Source organism: Acinetobacter sp. UBA801, assembly GCA_002296655.1.
Taxonomy (GTDB): Bacteria; Pseudomonadota; Gammaproteobacteria; order Pseudomonadales; family Moraxellaceae; genus Acinetobacter.
This window is the reverse complement of record DBIN01000026.1, coordinates 1-22550: the sequence shown is the minus strand read 5'-3', so window position 1 is coordinate 22550 and position 22550 is coordinate 1. Positions and strand designations below refer to the sequence as shown.

The 22550-nt window shown below is 42.0% G+C and carries 21 protein-coding genes and 1 pseudogene; 12 read left to right on the top strand and 10 right to left on the bottom strand.

Going from position 1 to position 22550, the window contains the following annotated elements:
* The first annotated feature begins 474 nt into the window (after nucleotides 1-474).
* The gene (locus tag B2W49_RS04855; RefSeq protein ID WP_291335057.1) at nucleotides 475-1434 is read left to right on the top strand and encodes an RluA family pseudouridine synthase; all 960 of its coding nucleotides are present in this window, start codon (nucleotides 475-477) and stop codon (nucleotides 1432-1434) included.
* 368 nt (nucleotides 1435-1802) lie between these two features.
* Nucleotides 1803-2471: an HAD-IA family hydrolase gene (locus B2W49_RS04850; RefSeq protein ID WP_291335056.1), complete on the top strand. Its 669-nt coding sequence runs from the start codon at nucleotides 1803-1805 to the stop codon at nucleotides 2469-2471.
* Between the two features lie 224 nt (nucleotides 2472-2695).
* Here B2W49_RS04850 and B2W49_RS04845 read toward each other — a convergent pair whose 3' ends face one another.
* Nucleotides 2696-3373 (bottom strand): DUF1345 domain-containing protein, encoded by a 678-nt coding sequence (locus B2W49_RS04845; protein ID WP_291335054.1) that lies wholly within the window; start codon nucleotides 3371-3373, stop codon nucleotides 2696-2698.
* Between the two features lie 343 nt (nucleotides 3374-3716).
* Nucleotides 3717-4619 (bottom strand): DNA-binding transcriptional regulator HcaR, encoded by a 903-nt coding sequence (gene hcaR / locus B2W49_RS04840; RefSeq protein WP_291335052.1) that lies wholly within the window; start codon nucleotides 4617-4619, stop codon nucleotides 3717-3719.
* Nucleotides 4620-4964: 345 nt separating this feature from the next.
* On the opposite strand from hcaR, the pseudogene B2W49_RS04835 reads away from it, so the two are divergent.
* Both B2W49_RS04835 and B2W49_RS04830 read left to right on the top strand, forming a co-directional pair.
* Nucleotides 4965-5212, top strand: a pseudogene (locus tag B2W49_RS04835) (EamA family transporter); the annotation flags it as partial.
* A gap of 291 nt (nucleotides 5213-5503) precedes the next feature.
* Nucleotides 5504-6556, top strand: coding sequence for an MBL fold metallo-hydrolase (locus tag B2W49_RS04830; protein ID WP_291335050.1), 1053 nt, complete (start codon nucleotides 5504-5506; stop codon nucleotides 6554-6556).
* A 162-nt stretch (nucleotides 6557-6718) separates the two neighbouring features.
* Here B2W49_RS04830 and B2W49_RS04825 read toward each other — a convergent pair whose 3' ends face one another.
* Together B2W49_RS04825 and B2W49_RS04820 are read right to left on the bottom strand one after the other, a co-directional pair.
* On the bottom strand, nucleotides 6719-8239 hold the full coding sequence (locus B2W49_RS04825; RefSeq protein ID WP_291335049.1) for a catalase: 1521 nt from the start codon (nucleotides 8237-8239) through the stop codon (nucleotides 6719-6721).
* Between the two features lie 269 nt (nucleotides 8240-8508).
* Nucleotides 8509-9141 (bottom strand): TetR/AcrR family transcriptional regulator, encoded by a 633-nt coding sequence (locus B2W49_RS04820; RefSeq protein WP_291335048.1) that lies wholly within the window; start codon nucleotides 9139-9141, stop codon nucleotides 8509-8511.
* An 81-nt stretch (nucleotides 9142-9222) separates the two neighbouring features.
* On the opposite strand from B2W49_RS04820, the gene B2W49_RS04815 reads away from it, so the two are divergent.
* A complete protein-coding gene (locus tag B2W49_RS04815; protein WP_291335047.1) occupies nucleotides 9223-10875 on the top strand; it encodes an acyl-CoA dehydrogenase family protein in 1653 nt (550 codons plus the stop codon).
* 134 nt (nucleotides 10876-11009) lie between these two features.
* Here the strand turns inward: B2W49_RS04815 and B2W49_RS04810 are convergent, their stop codons facing one another.
* Nucleotides 11010-11501 carry a macro domain-containing protein gene (locus B2W49_RS04810; RefSeq protein WP_291335046.1) on the bottom strand — a complete coding sequence of 164 codons (492 nt, stop codon included), beginning with the start codon at nucleotides 11499-11501 and terminating at the stop codon, nucleotides 11010-11012.
* A gap of 440 nt (nucleotides 11502-11941) precedes the next feature.
* On the opposite strand from B2W49_RS04810, the gene B2W49_RS04805 reads away from it, so the two are divergent.
* Nucleotides 11942-12133 carry a DUF7230 family protein gene (locus B2W49_RS04805; protein WP_291335045.1) on the top strand — a complete coding sequence of 64 codons (192 nt, stop codon included), beginning with the start codon at nucleotides 11942-11944 and terminating at the stop codon, nucleotides 12131-12133.
* Nucleotides 12134-12149: 16 nt separating this feature from the next.
* Here the strand turns inward: B2W49_RS04805 and ptsP are convergent, their stop codons facing one another.
* Both ptsP and B2W49_RS04795 read right to left on the bottom strand, forming a co-directional pair.
* A complete protein-coding gene (gene ptsP, locus B2W49_RS04800) occupies nucleotides 12150-14447 on the bottom strand; it encodes a phosphoenolpyruvate--protein phosphotransferase (RefSeq protein ID WP_291335044.1) in 2298 nt (765 codons plus the stop codon).
* A 99-nt stretch (nucleotides 14448-14546) separates the two neighbouring features.
* Nucleotides 14547-15029: an RNA pyrophosphohydrolase gene (locus tag B2W49_RS04795; RefSeq protein ID WP_019836012.1), complete on the bottom strand. Its 483-nt coding sequence runs from the start codon at nucleotides 15027-15029 to the stop codon at nucleotides 14547-14549.
* Nucleotides 15030-15212: 183 nt separating this feature from the next.
* On the opposite strand from B2W49_RS04795, the gene B2W49_RS04790 reads away from it, so the two are divergent.
* Both B2W49_RS04790 and B2W49_RS04785 read left to right on the top strand, forming a co-directional pair.
* Complete coding sequence (locus tag B2W49_RS04790) at nucleotides 15213-15863, top strand: HAD family hydrolase (protein ID WP_291335043.1); 651 nt, start codon at nucleotides 15213-15215, stop codon at nucleotides 15861-15863.
* 152 nt (nucleotides 15864-16015) lie between these two features.
* On the top strand, nucleotides 16016-16261 hold the full coding sequence (locus tag B2W49_RS04785; protein ID WP_291335042.1) for a DUF2789 domain-containing protein: 246 nt from the start codon (nucleotides 16016-16018) through the stop codon (nucleotides 16259-16261).
* Nucleotides 16262-16351: 90 nt separating this feature from the next.
* On the opposite strand, the gene B2W49_RS04780 is transcribed toward B2W49_RS04785, so the two are convergent.
* Together B2W49_RS04780 and B2W49_RS04775 are read right to left on the bottom strand one after the other, a co-directional pair.
* Nucleotides 16352-17212, bottom strand: a complete 861-nt coding sequence (locus B2W49_RS04780; protein ID WP_136144730.1) for a LysR family transcriptional regulator — start codon at nucleotides 17210-17212, stop codon at nucleotides 16352-16354.
* Between the two features lie 208 nt (nucleotides 17213-17420).
* Nucleotides 17421-17657 carry a DUF2061 domain-containing protein gene (locus B2W49_RS04775; protein WP_291335041.1) on the bottom strand — a complete coding sequence of 79 codons (237 nt, stop codon included), beginning with the start codon at nucleotides 17655-17657 and terminating at the stop codon, nucleotides 17421-17423.
* A gap of 330 nt (nucleotides 17658-17987) precedes the next feature.
* Between B2W49_RS04775 and leuC the strand changes: the two genes are divergently transcribed.
* The 4 genes from leuC to leuB all read left to right on the top strand — a co-directional run bounded on the left by leuC (nucleotide 17988) and on the right by leuB (nucleotide 21969).
* The gene (gene leuC / locus B2W49_RS04770) at nucleotides 17988-19436 is read left to right on the top strand and encodes a 3-isopropylmalate dehydratase large subunit (RefSeq protein ID WP_291335040.1); all 1449 of its coding nucleotides are present in this window, start codon (nucleotides 17988-17990) and stop codon (nucleotides 19434-19436) included.
* 97 nt (nucleotides 19437-19533) lie between these two features.
* Complete coding sequence (gene leuD, locus B2W49_RS04765; RefSeq protein ID WP_004976094.1) at nucleotides 19534-20184, top strand: 3-isopropylmalate dehydratase small subunit; 651 nt, start codon at nucleotides 19534-19536, stop codon at nucleotides 20182-20184.
* Between the two features lie 102 nt (nucleotides 20185-20286).
* On the top strand, nucleotides 20287-20850 hold the full coding sequence (locus B2W49_RS04760; protein ID WP_291335039.1) for a hypothetical protein: 564 nt from the start codon (nucleotides 20287-20289) through the stop codon (nucleotides 20848-20850).
* 39 nt (nucleotides 20851-20889) lie between these two features.
* Nucleotides 20890-21969, top strand: a complete 1080-nt coding sequence (gene leuB / locus B2W49_RS04755) for a 3-isopropylmalate dehydrogenase (protein WP_291335037.1) — start codon at nucleotides 20890-20892, stop codon at nucleotides 21967-21969.
* A gap of 127 nt (nucleotides 21970-22096) precedes the next feature.
* Here the strand turns inward: leuB and B2W49_RS04750 are convergent, their stop codons facing one another.
* Nucleotides 22097-22363 carry a hypothetical protein gene (locus B2W49_RS04750; protein ID WP_291335035.1) on the bottom strand — a complete coding sequence of 89 codons (267 nt, stop codon included), beginning with the start codon at nucleotides 22361-22363 and terminating at the stop codon, nucleotides 22097-22099.
* Nucleotides 22364-22550: the final 187 nt, after the last annotated feature.

Here is a 22550-nt window from a genome sequence, read left to right as displayed (position 1 = left end):
ATAGATAGAGTGTCTTGATACGGAATTATCATCGTATCTTTACAAATTGTGCAGATCCAATACATCAAACGCTTTAGCCTGAAGTGGTTCTCAGGGTGCGACTAATCTGATGTGTATCAGTTTACGTTTAAAAACCAACTAGAGTTGGCGACATATTTTTTCAGTCAAACTGATTTATGTACCTAAGGTACAATTAAACGCAACAGTTTGCTTTTTTGCCGATATAATAAGCCTTCGGCGTCGGCATAATTCTTTTGGGACCTGCTCGTATGTCGTGGGATGTTGGTTGATTGCTCTATTTCAGAAAAGTCTGAAAAGATTCAACGTTAACCCACTGACGATGGTTTCCGTGCGCTGACTATATCAAACCTTGCATCATCTGCCTATGGGCTAAGCTTAAGTTTCTTGTGTAAAGCATAGCCTAAATGATCATTTTTTAATCAATTTTAGTATTTTATTAGGTCTCTTAACTGTATGAATTCTACCCAACAATGGCAAAGTGTCACTTGGTTTGAAGTGGATGAGCATCAAGCGGGTCAACGCATCGATAATTTTTTGTTTAGTCGTTTAAAAGGGGTGCCTAAAAGTCGCATCTATCGTTTGATTCGTGAAGGGCAAGTGCGGGTCAATAAAAAGCGCATTAAAGCAGAAACTAAACTGAATATTGGTGATCAAATTCGTGTGGCGCCTATTCGTTATGAGCAAAAAGATGAATCTGCTGTACCAGTATCTGACAAGGTTACGCAAGGCCTACTGGCACGTGTGATTTATGAAGATGAAGGCTTGATGGTCGTCAATAAGCCATCTGGAATTGCCGTGCATGGGGGCAGTGGTGTAGCTTATGGCCTGATTGAAGGTTTGCGTGCTGCGACAGGAAAAAAATATTTGGAATTAATTCACCGTATTGACCGTGATACTTCAGGCTTGGTGATGATTTCTAAAAAACGCAGTACCTTAAAAACCCTGCAAGATTTATTGCGCGAACATAAAATCCAAAAAACTTATGCTGCCATTGTCAAAGGGCAGGTGAGTTTGGATAAGCAATTGATTGATGCGCCGTTACATCGTTATGAATTGGCGAATGGCGAACGTCGTGTACGTGTATCTAAAGAAGGCAAAGCGTCTAAAACCCAGTGGAATGTGGCAGAGCGTTTTATGCATGCTAGCTTGGTATATGCTTCTCCGTTGTCAGGACGTACCCATCAAATTCGTGTGCATGGTTTAAGTATTGGGCATCCGTTAGTAGGTGATGATAAATACGGCCATCAAACTGAATATCGTGGCCCTGCGCCACGTCGTTTGTGCTTACATGCCATGCGTTTGGAAATTCCAGGCTATCCTGTGATTGAAGCGCCTTTACCTGAAGATATGCAGAGTTTGGTGGCGCAGCTTCGAGCGCAAAAGGCGGATAAGCAGACAGCGACACCTGATTGATTTTTGTAACTCTCTATTGTGTGGTAATAGTTCCCTTCTTTTTAAAGATGAGGAATATTGTTTTGCAAGAAAGAAATTAGGTTTTCAGGGGTAATTGACAGCCATAGTTTAACGTTTTTAATTTAAATTTTGGGTGTGTAGGCTATCCCTTCCTTTTCAAAGATGATGGGAAGCACCGCTTCGCAAGACAAAAATCTTTTGTTTTGCTGATGGAACATCCTTGTGCCTCAGAGAAACGGCGACATTCATGTCGCCCTTCGCGTATCGAATATTTGTTGTGATATATGTGCTGATTCTTGGTCGTTTATCCTTTTGAGTTAAGGTCAAGCGAAGGAATTTTAAAGCCGAATCAAATTTAGGAACTTGATATGAACAAACCTATAGAACTCATCATTTTTGATTGGGATGGCACTTTATTTAATTCCGTCGGTCAAATTGTGGCAAGTTTGCAGTTCGCAGCACAACAATTTCAGCAACCCCTGACCGATGCCGCGGCCAAAAGTATTATTGGTTTGGGTCTGCCTGAAGTGGCACAGCGTTTATTTCCTGAAGTGCCAGAGCTGCATCAAGCGATTTTGCAGTGCTATTCAGAACACTATGTAGAACACTCAAAAACCGATGCTTGGTTTGAGGGTGTGGCAGATATGCTAGATGAGTTGTCAGATTTGGGATTGAAACTGGCAGTGGCAACAGGCAAAAGCCGTAAAGGTTTAGATCGTGTGTTGGCACAAACCCAAAGTCAGGATTTGTTTGTAGCGACACGTGCTGCGAGTGAAACCAAATCTAAACCTGATCCTTTAATGCTGCAGGAAATTTTGAATAGTACCAATGTGCCAGTCGGGCAAGCGATTATGGTAGGCGACACTTCCTTCGATTTAGAAATGGCACAAAACATTTCCATGCCGCGTGTGGGCGTGAGTTATGGTGTGCACAGTGTAGAAGTCTTGCAACGTTATCAGCCTTTAACCATTGCGCCTGATGTACCGAGTTTGCATGATTTTTTAGTGCAGCAATATCGTTTACGTCAGGCGGGTTAAATCCAGTAAAAACAATTTAGAAGAATTTTAACTTCCTAAGCCCCTTAAAATATTGTGTCACACGCCGATGCACACAGTTTCAGCCAATGTAGTCACTAGTTACAGGTTGAAAAAGCGGAAGAATTTAACACTGTGATTAAAAAAAAACTTAACTGCACGTGGTGTAAACTAAGCGCAGTGAGGTAAAAAGGATGGCAAATTGCCATCCTTTTTATGTATCTCATTTAGTGCTGAATAAAGCTCGCGACCAAGTTAATGCAAATCGCCAAAATAGTGGTATTAAAGCTATAAGCCAAAATAATATGTAGCGTGTTAAGTACCCGCATGGGTTGTGAGCTAATCGAAACATCGGCAGTTTGTGCTGATGTACCAATGACATAGCTGAAATATAAAAAGTCAGGGTAGGTCGGGTGTGACGTCTTGGGAAAATCCAACCCGCCTTCTTGATGTTGTTGCAGTGCTAAATAATAGTCATGCGCATAGTGAATCGCAAAAATGGTATGCATAAAAAACCAAGCACATAAAATGGTGGTAATGGATAAAATAAAATGTCCCATGCGCACAAACTCACTTTGTGCAAACAAATTCATCTCGACAATAATCGCAATAAAACACATCACTAAGGTTAAAAATACCAAGAATAAAATCAGCCATTTGCTGGCATCTTGTTGTTGGGCCCGTTGTAAAATATGCACATGATCGCTGTGCCACAAATTCCGCATGATTAAAACCAAATAGCAGGAAATTGCGATATTCCAGCTAATCAATAAACAGCTAGACCATGTCCATGCAGTGAGGGTCTGAAAAATAGCATACAGCACAATGGTAATCACAAAACTGATAAAGAAATAAGGACGATATTGAATCCCTGTTTTCATTCTGCTGAAGGGTGTTTTTATCATTCTTGATCCTTTTTGGATGGCCAATCTAAAGGTGTTATTTCTAAAGGTGTTATTGGCTGTTATCATCAGCCTAATTTTAGAAAATAGCGATGTTGTGGCTATTTTAACTAATTAGACTTAAGTTATAGTTTGCAGCAAATGTGGTAGCGAAGCGAAGAAAAATAAGACTGCAAAAGGGGAATGTTTGAGTGCAAGAATCGGCACTAGCTCAGAAAAAGATTAAAAAATAAGTTTAGACTTAAGTCTAAAGATGTGTTTTCGCATCTAGAATGCACAAAAAGTGCTCGCTACATCAAGCAGCAAGCACTTTTGAAAGATTGAATCAATGGGATTGGTTTTAGAATTATTGTTCGCGGTTGATGTCCAAATAGAACATACGCGTAAGCAGTTCCATAAATTTATGTACTGCAGCGGAATGGCTGTTTTTGCAGTAGCTGATGTATAAATCTAAGTGTGGAAGTTCTACATCAAGTGGGCGGATCACGGTATTCTCCATGGTCAGCGAGGCAACATAGCTCGGTAAAATGGTGCAGCCTAAGCCTATACTAATCAAGTTGATATTAAATAAAATGTTGTCAGCTTTTTGCACAATGTTTAGTTCAATGTTGTGCTGTTTGGCAAAATCGACAATCAGGTGATGCAAGTTATATGAAGCTTCTGCCGAAGGAATAATAAAATCAATGCCATTCAAAGCTTTGATAGGAATGCGTTCGTATTTTGCCAATGGATGATCTTTGGGCAAAATAAAAATCAGCGGTTCACGCAGCACAAATTGGCTTTCAATTTCATCACTGTTGATATTGTGGCGGCTAAAGGTGATGTCGAGTTCACCTTTTTTAATCATTTTCATTTGCTCAGTGTTGTTTAAACTCAACAATTCAATTTTTAAATCAGGGTTTTGCACGCGCAGATGCGGCAGGATATACGGGAAGATTTTCATCTCCGCGACAGGAACAAAGCCAATACGCAGCCTATGCTGTTTGGCTTGCGACACCTGACGTGCCATAGCAACGGCTTTGTCGGCTTGCGCCAAAGTCAGTCGCGCCTGTTCTAAAAATACAGCACCTTCTTCGGTTAGCTCGACTTTACGTTTGGTACGGTTGAGTAGCTTAACACCTACATCTTCTTCTAAATCTTTAATTTGCTGACTCAGCGAAGGTTGAGCGGTATAAAGCTTAAGCGCCGCTTTACTGAAGTTGAGCTCTTCAGCCACAGTAATGAAGTAGCGAAGGTGACGTAATTCCATACAGTTATTCCAAGGATTAATTCAAAATATGTCTTACTATAGAATAATAAAAGTATAATCTATAAACAACTATTTGATAAAAATTATTGTTTTATACGCTAATTAAATATGACTTTATCATTATGCAACGATTTGAGTGCAAAATATAATATTGGATTAATCTATAAAAACTATTAATTGAAGGAAAGATATTTCACTAAACGTGCCTAAAGAACCATTATCCATCAAAAGTTGAGTCTATTTACTTTGTGCCGTTGTTGGTTACAGGAGAGATTTTCATGAGTGGAAAATTAATGTGCGCGAAATCGATGCTTTGGTCGATGCACAAAATGGACGTATCACGCCATCTATGGCGCACAGCTATTTATTTACTTGGCCGTCAATTATCTAAGCTTAGGTTTAATGGCGCTGATTTTGGTGTTTCTCCTTTAATTGCGGGCTTAATTGGTCATGTGATTTTACGCACGCAAAAATTGATAGTCTTGCAATGGATGGTATGGCAATTGCGATTGCAGAACTCAATTTTTGTCTTTGCCTACTCTGCTGACAGTAAAGTGAACTCTTGGGGTGTGGTGATGTTTGGGATTGTGATGTATTTCTGAAAAGAATGGTGCGAACAATATTTTGCTAAATGCGAAGCCCGCATTGCTATAGCCGCATTTAGGTTTTCTAAAGCTTCGCTGGGATGAGATGTAAATTTCCGATGTTTAGTCTGCTGTGGATACGACATTTTTCTCAAAACAACAAAAACATAAAGGAAATTGCCTGCTTGATTTCGCTACTATGCGTGATAGAGTCAACACATGAACCAAAGCTGTGTTTTTTTCTGAACAGATCAGGATAAAAAGCATCATGGCAGATGCGCTATATATGATTGGGCTTACATGAACAACGTGGAACAAAAGCATTTTCAACTGCCAACGGAAGCCTGTTGGTCGCATACTTGGCGTAAACCCAAGCTAAAATTTTTGCCTTCAAATCATTATGATGGAGCGCAGTTTTTTAATCCGATTGAGTGTCCCGAGGGGCGTAGCCACATTGATTTATTAAAATGGTTGCTAAAACGCAAATCGAACAGTTGGAATGTCAATCCGCAACAAGAAGCGCAGCAATTTTTTACAGCGTCACGCGCTTTACCACAATTGCGTCCGCAGGCCAGTTTAGACGATTGGCAAGTTTGGTTTGTAGGGCATGCAACTGTACTCATTCAAATTGGCCCGTATAACTTTTTAACCGATCCAGTCTGGGCAGAGCATGCCAGTCCAAAGCAGGGGCGAGGACCTAAACGTGCTTGTCCTGCAGGGATTGCGCTGGAAGATTTACCGACCATTCATGCTGTATTGTTAAGCCATAACCATTATGACCACATGGATTTAACCACCTTAAAATGGCTGAATCATCAATTTGCCATGCCTATTTACACAGGTTTGGGTAATGGTTGCTATTTGCCGCCTGACTTGCATGTGATTGAAATGGACTGGTGGCAATCGGCTTTGTTTAAAGAAATCAAAATTGTCTACACCCCTGCACAACATGGTTCGGGACGCGGTGCACGTGATCAGAACATGGCGTTATGGGGCGGGTTTTCTATTTTGCATGGGCAAGACCATTGTTTTTTTGCGGGCGATACGGGTTATTCCCCACACTTTAAAGAAATTCAAACCCGTATTGGCGCACCGCGCGTGGCACTTTTGCCGATTGGTGCTTATGAACCACGTAATCTGATGCGTTATATGCACATGAATCCTGAAGATGCTTTTCAGGCGCATAAAGACTTACATTCCAAATGCTCATTGGCCATTCACTATCGAACTTTTGAATTGACCGATGAAGGACGTGATCAACCTGAGGCAGATTTGCATCAAGCCATGAAGCGTTCATCTAAACTGATGAATCCATTTTATTGTATTCGTGAAGGTAAAAAATTAATTGTTTAATCTTTTAAAAACTTGACCATAAATAAAAATGACACGCTACTTTTTACGCTCTGAAAAGTAGCAACGACAGATATAGAACACAAAGCCCCTATCGAAATAGGGGCTTTGTTTTGGTATTTAAAATCTTTGTGTTTAGGTTAACTTGATCTTGGAGTACAAAGATTACAGTACACCTGGCTGACCAAGTGCAGGGTCGCTGGCACGAGCTGCTTGTGCATCGGCAACAGTCATGCCTAAAGCTGCTGCAACGCCTTCACCATAAGCAGGGTCACATGCGTAACAGTTGCGAATATGTCGATACTTAATAAAGTCTAAAGCATCGCCCATCGCACGTGCCGTGTTATCAAACAGTGCCTGTTTTTGCTCAGGATTCATTAAATTAAACAATGCACGCGGCTGGCTGAAGTAGTTGCTATCGTCTTCACGATAATCCCAGAAATCTGCATCGCCACGAATTTTGAGTGGTGGTTCGCGGTATTGCGGTTGCTCTTGCCATTGGTGGAAGCTGTTTGGCTCATAGTGCGGCAAGCTACCATAGTTACCATCCATGCGACCTTGACCATCACGACGGTTGGAGTGTACAGGGCAGCGTGCAGCATTCACTGGAATTTGTGAATGGTTTACACCAACACGGTAACGCGCAGCATCAGCATAGTTGACCAAACGCGCTTGTAACATGCGGTCTGGCGAGTAGCTAATTCCTGGTACAAGGTTGCTTGGTGCAAAGGCAGCCTGTTCAACATCTTGGAAGTAGTTTTCAGGGTTGCGGTTCAGTTCAAACTCACCTACTTCAATCAGTGGATAATCACCTTTCGGCCAAACTTTGGTGAGGTCAAATGGGTGATATGGTACTTGTTCTGCATCTAGTTCAGGCATGATTTGCACGAACAGCGTCCATTTCGGGAAATCACCACGTTCAATGGCATTGTAAAGGTCGGTCTGGCTGCTTTCACGGTCACGACCAATCAATTCTGCTGCTTCTGCATCGGTTAGGTTTTGAATGCCTTGTTGAGTGCGGAAGTGGAATTTTACCCAGAAACGCTCATTATCTGCATTAATAAAGCTATAGGTATGACTACCAAAACCATGCATGTGACGATACCCGACTGGAATACCACGGTCCGACATGACAATAGTCACTTGGTGGAGTGCTTCTGGCAGTAACGTCCAGAAATCCCAGTTGTTGGTCGCATTACGTAGGTTGGTGCGTGGGTCACGCTTTACAGCTTTATTTAGGTCTGGGAATTGACGCGGATCGCGGAAAAAGAACACAGGTGTGTTGTTGCCGACTAAGTCCCAGTTGCCTTCTTCGGTATAGAACTTTAAAGCAAAACCACGAATGTCACGTTCTGCATCGGCAGCACCACGCTCACCTGCAACCGTAGAGAAGCGGGCAAACATTTCAGTTTTTTTACCCACTTCAGAGAAAATTTTGGCACGGGTATATTGGCTGATGTCGTGAGTAACTGTAAACGTACCAAACGCTCCTGAACCTTTGGCATGCATACGACGCTCAGGAATCACTTCACGTACAAAGTTTGCTAACTTTTCATTGAGCCATAAATCTTGGGCAAGCAGTGGGCCACGTGGGCCCGCAGTCATACTGTTTTGGTTATCTATAACAGGTGCGCCTGCATCGGTGGTTAAATGCGTTACAGGGCATTTTTTTATCTCTTGGCTCATCGTTGTTCTCCATTATTGTGATCATCATGTGGTGGGCTGCATTAGAAATTGAGCTTCTAAAACAAGCGGCCATGAACCGTTTTGGTTGTTAAAAAAATCAACTACAACACCACAATATCATGCAGATCGGGCTTTGTAGATGAAAGCTTTTCAAATCCCACCATTTTAATGTAAAACGATTTTTATAATTTTACAAATAGATAAATTTATTGTTTATGATTGGTATATTCGATTATTCTTTGTAAACTAAATCATCATTTTTTGCAGCACTAAATATCTGAAACTGAGGCTAAAAATGGTTGAGTTGCTAGTGAAATATCGGTGTGTAAGGCATCCCAATCTTGAAAATGCGGATTGATTAATAAACTTTGTGAAATAAAGCCATAGCTGATGCGATGCAGATTCAAAGCAAGGTGCAGTTGTTGTTCGGCATTATGTATGACAGGTGCGAATATCTGTTGCCACATTTGCAGCATCATGCTGTAACTTTTTTGGTAAGTTTCAATGTGCGAAACTTGTCGTTCCAGTAAAAAAGTCTGTGCCCAAAGCCATTGTTGTGCCTGAATTTGCTGAAGCTGAAACTGAATGATGGTTGCGATATAGCGGTTTATTTCAACAACTGTGGATAACTTAAGTTGCTGTTGGGCATAACTTTTTAAGTCTTCTGCATGCTTTTTGACTTGCAGGTGAATCGTCAATGCCAGTAAATCTTCTTTCTTGGCAAAGTATTCATAAAAAGTGCCTAAACCGACACCTGCCAAATCGGTAATTTCTCGAATGGTGATTTGATCTGCAGGAAGTTCATGCAAAAGCCGAACAAAACTTTCTTGCAAAGCCTCTTGAGTCAGTTTAGCCCTTGATTGGCGTGGCTTACGGCGCACTTGAACCTCAGAATTTTTCATAAATAAAGCCGAACACCTGAGCACATATTTTTCTCTATACTAAATGCAATGATAGCATCGCGTTTGTCTAGGAGTGACACAATGCAGACATGGATGACCCATCAAATTCAAAATCAGTTTGATGAATTACAAGACTATAACTTATTTGAAACCGATACGGTTTTACAAGAAATTTTAACCCGTTATGGCAGTCAAGATCAGACCCGACTGAGCGAATTGGGACATATTGCAGCATCGGCAGAATATTATCACTATGCCGATTTAGCCAATCGGCATACGCCTATTTTACATGCCTTCGATGCACGTGGACGCCGTAAAGATGTAGTGGAGTTTCATCCCGCATGGCATCACTGGATGGCGCTGAATCGCAAGTTTGACACGCATGCACATCCATTTAAACAACCGCAATCTACGGCAAAATGGGTCGATTGGGCCAGTCGCTTTTATTTGGCGGGACAGGTTGAGTGTGGCAATTTATGTCCAAATTCCATGACTTTAGGCAGTATTCCGCTCATTCAGCGTGAACCTGAATTATGGGCAAGCATGGGCGAAAAACTGTTATCGCATGAATATGACCCGCGTGATGTGCCGATTTCACAAAAGAAATCTATTTGGTTGGGCATGGGCATGACCGAAAAGCAGGGTGGTTCAGATGTACGTGCCAACCAAACGCTTGCCATTCCAGTCGCAGCAACAGGGCGTGGGCAAGCCTATTTGCTCACAGGTCATAAATGGTTTTTCTCTGCACCAATGTGTGATGCACATTTGGTGGTCGCCAATACCGAACAAGATGGTTTGGCTTGTTTCTTTGTACCGCGTTGGTTAGAAGATGGCAGAAAAAATAATATTCAGGTACAGCGTTTAAAAGACAAAGTGGGAAATCGGAGTAACTCCAGTTCTGAAGTCGAATTTCAGCAGGCGTGGGGCATCATGATTGGCGAAGCAGGGCGCGGTATTCCCACCATTATTGAAATGGCGAACCACACTCGTTTAACCTGTGCTGTGGGCAGTAGTGCCATGCTGCGTCAAGCCTTGGTGCAATGCCTTGCCTATACTCGACAACGTCAAGCATTTGGACAGACTTTGGCGAATCAGCCATTAATGCAGGCAGTCTTGGCAGATTTGGCTTTGGAAACTGAAGCTGCGGTACAGCTCAGTTTTCATTTGGCACATTGTTATGAAAGCGATGATGCTGTGTCTTTGGCATGGAAGCGTTTAATGACCCCTGCTGCAAAGTTCTGGATTTGCAAACGCGCGGTGGAACTTACAGGTGAGATGATGGAAGTTTTTGGTGGCAATGGTTATGTCGATAACAGCATCATGGCACGTATTTTCAAAGAAGCACCTGTAAATACCATTTGGGAAGGTTCAGGCAATGTCATGTGCCTAGATGTACTACGCGCCATGCAGCGAGAACCTGAGCAGATTCAGGTATTATTGCAGGATTTTACTTACACTGCCGTTACTCACCGTATTTTGAGCAGTGAATTAGATGGCTTGCAGCAATTATTGCAGCGCGAGAACAGCAGCGATTTACAATTTATGGCACGTGCTTTGGTCAGCCGTTTGGTCATTTTGGCACAAGCAGTTTTGTTATTGCGTTATGCACCAAGTTTTGTGGCAGAAGGTTTTATTCAGTCGCGTTATAGTGCATTGCATGGTCAAGTGGTGGGTATGCTTAAACCTGAACAGGTGGATGTTGCAGCCATCTTGCAGCGTGCATTTGCGGCATAACATCCAATGCTACTTGCTACTGCATAAAAAATTCACCCGCTTGGCAAAACCGAACGGGTGAATTGAACCGTATGTTGCGTCGAGTCGTGATCAATCACGCTCGCTTGCATTAAAGCTGATCGCTTCAGCGAAACTTATTTCGCAGGTTCTTCAGCTTTTACACCTTTTTGATAAAGTGTGTAAATGTAGATAGGAATATCCAAATCTTCTAAATGTTTGTAGATCAGTGGACGTACATCTTCCCAATCTAAACCGCCTACGCCTGTTGCAAGACGCGGTAACGCCAAGCTTTCAATTTTCTCTTCTTCAATCAACTGTTTTAAGTTTTTCAAAGTACGGTTGACGGATTCAGTCGATGCCTTACCTGGTTTTGAACCGTTGTCATAAGCCGCTTCCTGAGTCATCAGGTTGACGATGCGTTGACCTTCGGCATTGACCCAAGTCCATTGCTCACCCGCTTTAGGATGGTAAATATGGCAATAGTTGCGGAAGTCTTTATATAGCGCAGGCCAGTGCTCACGCAGACTTAAAGCTAGACCTGTTGCAAAGTTATCGTTAGGGGCAACACCGTGAGCAATCGCTCGTGCTTCGCTCAGTAAAATATCTCCAGATACTTCATAAATCATGAATTTGACTCCTGTTTTTAATGGTCTTGTTTAACTGATCTTCTATATTCATATTAGCCAATCATTGTCGTTTTTCTAGTGGATTTTAAAACCACTAAGTCTTTGCAAATTAATAAAAATTTTTTGAATTTCGTGTTATAATTGTATGGGTAAAGCCGCTGAATATTTTTAAAATAGCTTTCAAAAATAATCGTCAGAAAACTCCAATTAAACGGCTGAAAAAGCTTTTCACCCTTCTTTTTATCTTAGCACTATTGAGTGAAAACGCTTGTAAAATGTACAAGAAAGCGTATGATCGGCTTCCCAATTTAATATGGAATATGAGCGAGAGAATAGTCAGGTGATGCAGAAGCAACTGGCTTGAATTTTCCCGTAACATCTCCATCTATAAAGAATACCGACCCTGCTCATTTCAATGATCAACCGAAAGGAACAGCGCAATGGCAAAGAAAAAACAGCCTGAGTTTATTCAGCATAACTTTGTGGCCAAGCACATGCACGAGGTTAACAAAAGTCAGGTTTTTGTTGACCGCAAGAAAAATTCCAAACGAGGCTATAGCAAACACAAACAAGGGCGATATTCCGATGATTATCGCCCTTGTTGTTTTTGGAGTGAATGGTGTGTTGCTTAAGGCTTAAACCGATGTTTTATGGAGATACGATACGTGTTGCAAGTTTCACCATATCGCCCAAGCCATGGGTTTTAAAATAATGCTCTATCAGACTTTTCACCATCAGCGGATTATTCAATTTTAACGCCTGATCTAACAAATGTTGTGCATCAGTCATCGGTATATGACAAATTGCTTTACGCACCCGCAAGATATTACTGGAACTCATCGACAGGGTATTAAAGCCCATTGCCATTAGAATTACCGCCGACAGCGGATCTCCCGCCATTTCACCACAAATACTCACAGGCTTGTCATATTTATGACATTCTTTCACCAAGCAGGTTAAGGCGCGCAGCACTGCAGGATGAAAGTGTGAATAGACGTTGGCCACGCGCGGATTGTTACGATCCACTGCCAATAAATACTGGGTTAAATCGTTTGATCCTACCGAGAAAAAATCCACCAACGGGGCAAATTCATCAATTTGCAGCAGCACACTCGGTACTTCCACCATAATACCAATTTTCGGCTTGGTGATTTTGACCTGTTCTTCTTCCTGCACCGCTTGCAAGTCACGATCTAGCAAATACAAGGCTTCTTCAACCTCGCTAACACTGGTGATCATTGGTAGTAAAATATGTAAATTATTCAAACCAATACTGGCTTTAAGCATGGCACGAATTTGCGCAGAAAAAATTTCAGGATGATCTAGCGTGAAGCGAATCCCGCGCCAACCCAAGGCTGAATTTTCTTCTTCAATCGAAAAGTACGGCAAGTCCTTGTCTGCGCCAATATCCAGTGTACGCATCACCACAGGTTTGTTGGCAAAGTGACTGAGCTGTTGGCGGTATATGGCACGCTGTTCCTCTTCGCCCGGGAAACGGTCACGCAGCATAAATGGAATTTCAGAACGATATAAACCAACGCCTTTGGCACCACGTTGTACGCCACGCACTACGTCAATCATCAAGCCCGTATTGACATACAATTTTACCGCTACGCCGTCAGGGGTAATGGCATCTTTGGTTTCATATTGCTTGAGGTCTTTGGCAATCTGTTCTTCTTCTTTTTGAATTTCTTTATAGCGCGTTCGCATGCGACGTGGCGGGTTGATAAACACCCGGCCTTGGTGGGCATCTACAATCATCTCCACATCGTCTAGGCTGTTGACGGGCAACTCAGTTACGCCAACTACGGTTGGAATACCTAAAGCACGTGCCACAATGACCATGTGAGAATTCATCGCGCCTTCGGTGGTGACAATTGCAGCAATTTTATCCACAGGCAGTTCTACCAAAGCTGCTGTGGAAATTTCTTCGCCAATTAAAATACTTTCATCGGTCAGTTCGCGGTGGCTGGAGTCGGCTTCTTGCAAATAGGCCAAAATCCGTCGCCCGAGATCTTTTAAGTCCGCGGCACGTTCACGGAGATAGTCATCTTCCATCTGTTCAAACAGATCGATATGATTTTCAATCACAATACGAACTGCACCTTGTGCCCAGTTACCTTCACGTATCAGTTCTTTAATTTCTGCAGGCAGGGCATTTTCATCTAGCATACGCAGGAACACACTGAATAAAGCGCGTTCTTCCGCCATGAGGGCATCTTGCATTTTGTCATCAAGCGATTTGATTTCATCACGCACAGAGGTGACAGCACGATCCAGCAGCTCTAACTCTTCACTGATGTCATCGGCTTCACGGTCAGGGACAGCCGCCAAATCTGCAGGGGGATAGAGAATGACGGCACGACCTAAGGCGATCCCACCTGAACCTGAGACACCTTGGAAAGTTTTGTAAGCGGGTAAATTACTCGGTTTACGAAATACATCGATATTGCCCACCGCATGCGCATGCGCAATAACCCCTGAAAGCTGAGCACAGAGCGTGACGAGGAAAGATTCCGCAGCTTCACTAAAGTCTTGCGACTCTTTGTTTTGCACCACGAGCACGCCCATGACTTTACGGCGGTACATGACTGGTACACCGAGGAACGAGTTATAAATTTCCTCACCTGTTTCAGGTAAGTACATAAAACGTTCATGTTTCGGTGCATTGTCGAGATTGACAATTTCTTCACGTTGTCCGACTAAACCGACCAAACCTTCACCGGTGTGTAACGACACATGTCCCACGGCCTCAGGATTTAAACCCTTTGATGCCATGAGCAAGTAGCGTTGATTGCGCTCATCTAACAGATAAATAGAGCAGACATCCACATGCATGGCTTCTGCGACCTGATTGACCATAATATCGAGTGATTCATGCAAACTGGTGGACGCATTGATTTCTTGTACAATGCGTCTAAGGGTATCCAGTTGCATGTTCGACATACGCGCTACTCCATATTCTAATCAATGAATTGAGGTCAGTTTTACACCACAGGTGACCCTATAACAATAAGCTAAAAAATCTACATATTCATGCAAATTTTAAGGTTTTTTCAGGGGTAATTGATTGCACAATTCCACCATCGCTTTACGGTAGACGTCACGTTTGAAATTGACGACCTGACCAAGCGGATACCAGTAACTGACCCATTGCCATTGATCAAATTCGGGTGGGTCTGACAAATTCAGCCGAATGTGATGCGCTGACGCTGTCAGTTGCAATAAAAACCACTTCTGTTTTTGACCAATACATACGGGATCTGAATCCGTGCGTATATACCGATGTGGCAAACGATAACGCAGCCAACCTTTAGTTTGCGCGATAATTTGGACGTGTTCGGGCAGTAAGCCAACTTCTTCTCTCAGCTCACGATAAAGTGCCTGTTCAGGGGTTTCTCCATACTGGATACCTCCTTGCGGAAATTGCCATGCATTGTGACCAATGCGTTTTGCCCATAAAACTTGTCCAAACTCGTTTGCCAAAATGATCCCGACATTGGGTCGGAAACCTTCTGAGTCGATCATTTGGCTACCTAAATATTGTTTAATTTATGACTTTGCACTCGGGGATGATGATTTCTTTTCTCCAACTCGAAAATGCAAAGTGTAAATAATGTTAAAATTGCTATGATCTTAACTAATTTCTATCGACTAGCGGAGATAGATTTACAATTTTTTTCTTAAATTTCATTTTTTACGAGTATTTTCATGAAATTGGCGCTATTTGATCTCGATCACACCTTGTTAAATACTGATTCAGATCATTCTTGGGGTGAGTTTTTGGTAAGTGAAGGCTTGGTCGATCCTGTTCGCCATCGTGCCATGAACGACAAGTTTTATGAAGACTATAAAGCAGGGCAACTTGACCCAATTGCATATAACGAATTTGTATTTGAGTTTTTAACCCAGCACGACAATCAGTACCTCACAGATTTGCATGAATTATTTATGCAAAAGGTGATTCGTCCACAAATGCGTCCTGAAGGGTTTAAAGCTATTCAGCGTCATCAAGAATTAGGGCATGAGCTGGTGGGGATTACGGCAACATCTGACTTTATTACTGCACCTATTTTTCGTGAGTTTGGCATTACTGAAATTATTGCCACCAATGCCGAAGTGGTCGATGGTAAATATACAGGCAAAGTCATCAATACCGCATGCTATCAGCAAGGCAAGTTGGTGCGCTTGGAACAATGGCTTGCAGGACGTGAAGTGTTAGAGTCTTGGGCATATTCAGACTCGATTAATGATCGTTTCTTACTGGAATATGCAGATCACGCGATTGCCGTGAATCCTGATGCACGTTTACTAGCTTTGGCTGAAGAACAAGGTTGGGATGTGCAGGACTGGTCAATTTAAAGCTTAGACTAGTGCAATTGTCGTTATATTAGGTGTAACTAGTCGCTTGTTTCTGTTTTGTTTTTATTTGCTGCAATGTTGGATTATGTCATTTATTTTTAGAGTAGGTATGCTAAATTAAGGCAAGAATTAAAAAACAGCAGGAGTGAAAAATGAGCGGTGTACGCCCAAGAATGACACATTTATTTGAACAATTAGGGTTAGATGCCAGTGAAGAAGCGATTCAGCAATTTATTGAGACACATCAACTGAGCGCAGAAACCAATATTGCCGATGCTGATTTTTGGACAGACGCACAACGTCAGTTTATTGTTGAAAAAATAAAATCGGATGGTTCATGGGCAATTGTGGTAGATCAACTGAATGAATCTTTACATGAAGATTCGGTGAATCGTTAAGATTTTGCTTGCGCCTAAATTGAACCAATAAAAAGCACCCTCAATACAATCGTGTCTGAGGGTGCTTTTTATTCAACTGACCCTAATCTTTTAGTGTTTCATCATCTCAATCAATTCTAATACAGCGCGTGATTGTGTCCGTCCCGGATGCCATACCATGCCTAATTGACGGTTCATTTCTAAGTCAATATCTAACTGTTGTAAGTCCTGATTGACCAAAGTTTTAGGTAAAACAGACCATCCCAAACCAATTGACACTAACATCCGAATAGATTCTAGCGGATTGTTGCTCATGGTGACTTTGGGTTTGACGCCTTGCTTTTCAAATTCTGCCAAAGTGATTTGGCTGGTATAGGTTTGCGCGGCAGGCAATAAACTTGGGTAGGCGAGTAAATCGGTTAATTGCAGGTTTTTCTGATGTGCAAGTGGATGAAAAGGTGCGACCACAAACACCAAGGGATCATTCCAAATGGTGACATAAGATAGACGTTCATCTAATTTAGGCGGTAACGTCAGAAAAGCCAGTTCTAAATCGCCTGCCAAAACTTGTTCATGTGCCTGTTCTGAATCGACAAAATGTACATCTAACGTGACGTTAGGAAATTCCTGCACATATTCACGTAAATGATTGGGTAAGTGGTGTAAACCAATATGATGACTGGTGCCAATTTTCAGTTTGCCTTGAACCTGACCCTGCTCATGGCTGAGGGTGTGGTGAATATCGCCGAGTTCATTCAGCCAGTTTTTGACTTTGGGCAATAATGAATGTGCTGCATGCGTGGCTTGTACCCCACGACCTGCCGATTCAAACAGTTTCACACCAAAATAGTCCTCTAGGCTGTGAATGCGTTTGGTCACCGCGGGCTGGGTTATAAATAACTGATCTGCTGCCAAAGAAATAGAACCTGTTTCCATGACTTTTACAAAGGCTTCAAAGGCTGCAAGATTCATTTGCACCATCCATAAAGATTTTTTATTACTGTATTTATTATTTAGAAAAAATTAGAATTAATCAAAACAAATTCTACTTATTTTGAAACTATGCCTTTAGGGATGATCTTGTAGAGATACAGCAGAGATAAAAAAAGATCATCGTGGGCCGTAACCATGATGATCTCAAATTGAAATGGAATATTCACAAACAGAATCTTTAAAGCCGTTAAGCGATAATTTTAGAATTTTGCGTTTGTGCTTTCTTTTCCCAAACTCGCTCGTGAATGAAATAAGCCACAGCTTGTACTGTCGGTTCGACCAAACTTAAGGTAATCGCCATCCAAATATTACCAGTGACCACATAACCGACCACCATCGCTACAGTGATGTGCATGATGTAGTAGCTTAAAGTTTTTTTGAACATGCGTTGATTGTTGACGACAAATTTTTGAATATGGCTCATGTGAATACTCCTTATGCTGCTTTGTTCGTTTTCTGTGTGTATCGCTAAAGGATAATCATTCTTATTTAATTTGTAAAAACGAATAATTTTGTTATTTTAATTGGAAAATTAGATTTTAATAGTAAGATTATAAGCTCAAAATTTTAAGCATCTATTTGGTTTTGCTGATAGGCATGTTGTAATGAATCAATAAAAATAGTTTTGCTTGAAAACACTAAATAATTCCTAAAAGTTTTTAAATTAATAAAAACGATAAATTAGATTTATACAAATTCGCGGTTATAATCAAATGAATGAAAAAATTACCCAGTCCAGTGGAGTAGATCTGACATGGCAGGCGAAAACCAACCAGCACAAAATTCAACTGCAAAAACTTTGTATGACAAATTGTGGGATGATCACTTGGTCACTCAACGTGATGATGGCTCGGCTTTATTGTATATCGACCGTCATTTATTGCATGAAGTGACTTCTCCACAAGCCTTCGAAGGTTTGCAACTTGCAGGACGTAAGCCGTGGCGTTTAAGTGCCAACGTGGCAACGCCTGACCATAACGTACCAACGTCTAAAAAAGAACGTGCGGACGGTATTGCGGGTATTGAAGATGATACTTCACGTATTCAAGTACAAACTTTAGATGACAACTGTAAAACCTTTAATGTGGTGCAGTTTGACATCAACGACATCCGTCAAGGGATTGCGCACGTGGTTGGGCCTGAGCAGGGCTTAACTTTGCCAGGTATGACCGTGGTTTGTGGTGACTCACATACAGCTACACACGGTGCATTTGGTTGTTTGGCACATGGTATTGGGACGTCTGAAGTTGAACACGTATTGGCAACCCAATGCTTAGTTCAAAAGAAAATGAAAAACATGCTAGTGCGTGTAGATGGCAAATTAGGTCAGGGTGTTACACCGAAAGATGTCGTTTTAGCGATCATTGGTAAAATTGGTACTGCAGGCGGTACAGGTCACGCGATTGAGTTCGGTGGTCAAGTATTCCGTGATATGTCGATTGAAGGCCGTATGACAGTATGTAATATGGCGATTGAAGCAGGCGCGCGCGTGGGCATGGTCGCTGTGGATGACAAAACCATTGAATACGTGAAAGGTCGTAACTATGCACCGAAAGGCGAGCAATGGGATGCAGCAGTTGCTTACTGGAATACTTTACATTCAGATGAAGGCGCGCACTTTGACACCGTAGTGGTATTACAAGGCGAAGAAATTGAGCCGCAAGTGTCTTGGGGAACTTCACCTGAAATGGTCATTCCAGTATCACAAGCCGTACCAACTTTAGAGCAGGCGAAAGATGATGTACAGCGCAATGACTGGACGCGTGCTTATCAATATATGGGCTTAACTGCAGGTCAGTCTTTGGCAAATATTCAATTAGACCGCGTATTTATTGGCTCATGCACCAACTCGCGTATTGAAGATATTCGTGCTGCTGCTGAAGTGATTAAAGGTCGTAAAGTTGCAGCAAGTATTAAACAGGCGATGGTGGTTCCAGGTTCTGGCTTAGTGAAGCAACAAGCGGAACAAGAAGGCTTAGACAAAGTGTTTGTAGAAGCAGGCTTTGAATGGCGTGAACCAGGTTGTTCAATGTGCTTGGCAATGAACGCAGACAAATTGCAACCGGGTGAACACTGTGCATCGACTTCAAACCGTAACTTTGAAGGTCGTCAAGGTAACGGTGGTCGTACCCATTTGGTGAGTCCAGCAATGGCAGCTGCGGCAGCAATCGCAGGTCATTTTGTAGACGTACGTTCATTCTAAGTTATGCCTTCATCCCAGCCTTCTCTCAGAGAGATGGCGTTCCCTCTCGCTATAGCAGAGGGCAAGGGAGAGGTTACGGATTCAGTGAGAATTAAACATGAAAAAATATACCGTTGAACAAGGTATCGTTGCACCATTAGACCGTGCCAATGTCGATACAGACTTAATCATTCCAAAACAGTTTTTGAAATCTATCAAACGTACAGGTTTTGGCGATAACTTATTTGATGAATTGCGTTATTTAGATGAAGGTTATCCGGGTCAGGACAACTCAAAACGTCCGATTAATACTGAGTTTGTATTGAATCAGCCGCGTTATCAGGGTGCTTCAATCTTAATTTCACGTGCCAACTTTGGTTGTGGTTCAAGCCGTGAGCACGCACCTTGGGCATTGAATGAATATGGTTTCCGTACCGTTATTGCACCAAGCTTTGCCGATATTTTCTTCAATAACTGCTTTAAAAACGGCATGTTGCCTGTGATCTTGTCTGAAGAGCAGGTCGAGCAATTATTTAAAGAGTGTGCGGCGACTGAAGGCTATCAATTAACCATCGACTTAGACGCACAAGAAGTACGTACACCAAGCGGTACGGCATTTAAATTTGAAGTAGATCCATTCCGTAAACACTGTTTATTGAATGGTTTGGATGATATTGGCTTAACATTACAAGCAGCCGATGACATTCGTGCTTATGAAGAGAAAACCAAGCAGTCGCGTCCGTGGGTTTTTGCCGAAATTCAGGCATAAATTCGCTGAAATTTGTCATAGCATCGCTGCCTAACTCTTGCTAACATCGGCACATAATAATTTTTATATTTTGTATCTAACAGGTGAGGTTGGGCGCGAACAATGACTAAAAATTTCGGTCGGCTTGCTGTCATTGGATTATGTATCACCATGCTAAGCGCATGCCAAACATGGAATACAGCACGCATTAAACAGGTAAAAGAAACTGAACAAAGCAAATCCAATGCACTGATTTACTGTGCGGGTACAGATGATTGTGAGTTTGAACGTTTAAATACCGTCACCATTGTCGATGCAGAAAAACATCGTGTTACACATGCTGCTATTCAAGAGGGTTTGGTGCGTTTACAGGAATCATCCTTAAATAAATCTAATGCCTTGTATTTGTCTGTACCGCCTAAACAACATGAATTGGTGATTCGCTTTTATCCCATTTCTAAAGATCGTGCAGAAAAATTGCATGTGATTCACAATTTTAATGCCAAGCAAAAATATACCTTTAGAATGTATCGTGATCGCAGTCGTACTAAAGGCAGCTTATTAAATGTGTCTGCGCCAGATCCTTTATGTGTAGATTTGGTGCAAAACAACACAACTATTCGACGTTTTTGCAAACCCTACAATGTCTTGAATGGCTTGGGTGAGTTTGTAGAACAGAAAATTTAATCCTACAGTCTTTGACTGTCATGAACAATGGAAACTCTCATGTCAAAACATATTTTGATTTTAGCTGGTGACGGCATTGGTCCAGAAATTGTGAAAGCTGCTGAACAAGTGCTGACACGTGTCAATGAAAAATTCAATTTGGGTTTGACTTGGGAACAAGGTTTATTGGGTGGTTCTGCAATTGATGCACATGGCGAACCGTACCCAGAAGTGACATCTGAGCAAGCGAAAAAAGCCGATGCAATTTTATTGGGTGCAGTCGGTGGTCCAAAATGGGACAACATTGAGCGTTCAATTCGTCCAGAGCGTGGCTTGTTAAAATTGCGTTCAGAACTCAATTTATTTGCTAACTTACGTCCTGCAATTTTGTATCCACAATTGGCAGATGCTTCAAGCTTAAAACCTGAAATCGTATCGGGCTTAGATATCTTAATCGTACGTGAATTGACGGGTGGTATCTATTTTGGTCAGCCACGTGGTATCCGTGAATTAGAAAATGGTGAAAAACAAGGGTTTAACACCGATGTGTATGCTGAGTCAGAAATCAAGCGTATTGCAAAAGTAGCGTTTGAAATGGCGAAATTACGTGGTGGTAAAGTATGCTCTGTGGATAAAGCCAACGTACTAGAAGTGACTGAATTGTGGAAGCAAACCGTGACTCAGTTACATGCAGAACAGTACCCAGAAATCAACTTATCGCACATGTATGTCGATAACGCAGCGATGCAACTGGTACGTGCTCCAAAACAATTTGACGTCTTGGTGACAGGTAACTTGTTTGGCGACATCTTGTCTGATGAAGCGGCAATGTTGACTGGTTCTATTGGTATGTTGCCATCTGCATCTTTAGATGCCAACGGTAAAGGTATGTATGAGCCTTGTCATGGTTCAGCGCCAGATATCGCTGGTCAGAACTTGGCAAACCCATTGGCAACCATTCTTTCTGTAGCAATGATGTTACGTTACACTTTCCGTGAAGAAGCGGCAGCTAAAGCCATTGAAGATGCGGTAGGGAATGTATTGGATCAAAACTTGCGTACTGCTGATATTATGTCTGAAGGCATGAACAGAGTCGGGACAGTGGAAATGGGTCAGGCTGTGGTTGCGGCATTGAACTAATTTCAATATTTTTGATATTTAAGCCAAATCGGATATTTAAACGTTATTGGCTTAAAGCAAACGCAGTTTACGGGCTGCGTTTTTTGTGCAGAGAATTTAGTGCTGATTTTACTAGAGCGGTGTCTGTTTAGCAGTATCGCCCACTATAAGACACAGATGTTGCAATGTTGTGTTCTAAATGAAAAATAATATAGCAGGACAGCGCCAGATCATAACTTTCATGACTAGGGATGCCCATGTTCAGCGGAACTGCACCAATTCTTGTGGTTGGATGCTGTGCTGTTGGAATAGGAATCCGTACAGGACGAATGACCTGATAACGTAAGGCTTGTTTAGTTTGTTCGACTAAGCCCACTTGTTGATAACCCATTTTACTTAAGCGCAAGTGTGTCAAAATATAATCGCTAGATTGACCAACAAACTGTTGTAAATAGGCGTCACGGCTTATGACTGATTAAGGTGGATGGCTAGGCGAATTCAAACATGAGGTGCGACAGTTTGAAAAGTCTTATGATAATCAACAAGCTGAGCAAATTTCTCTAATGGTGTAAGCCAATCTAACGCTTTTCTAGGACGAGTAT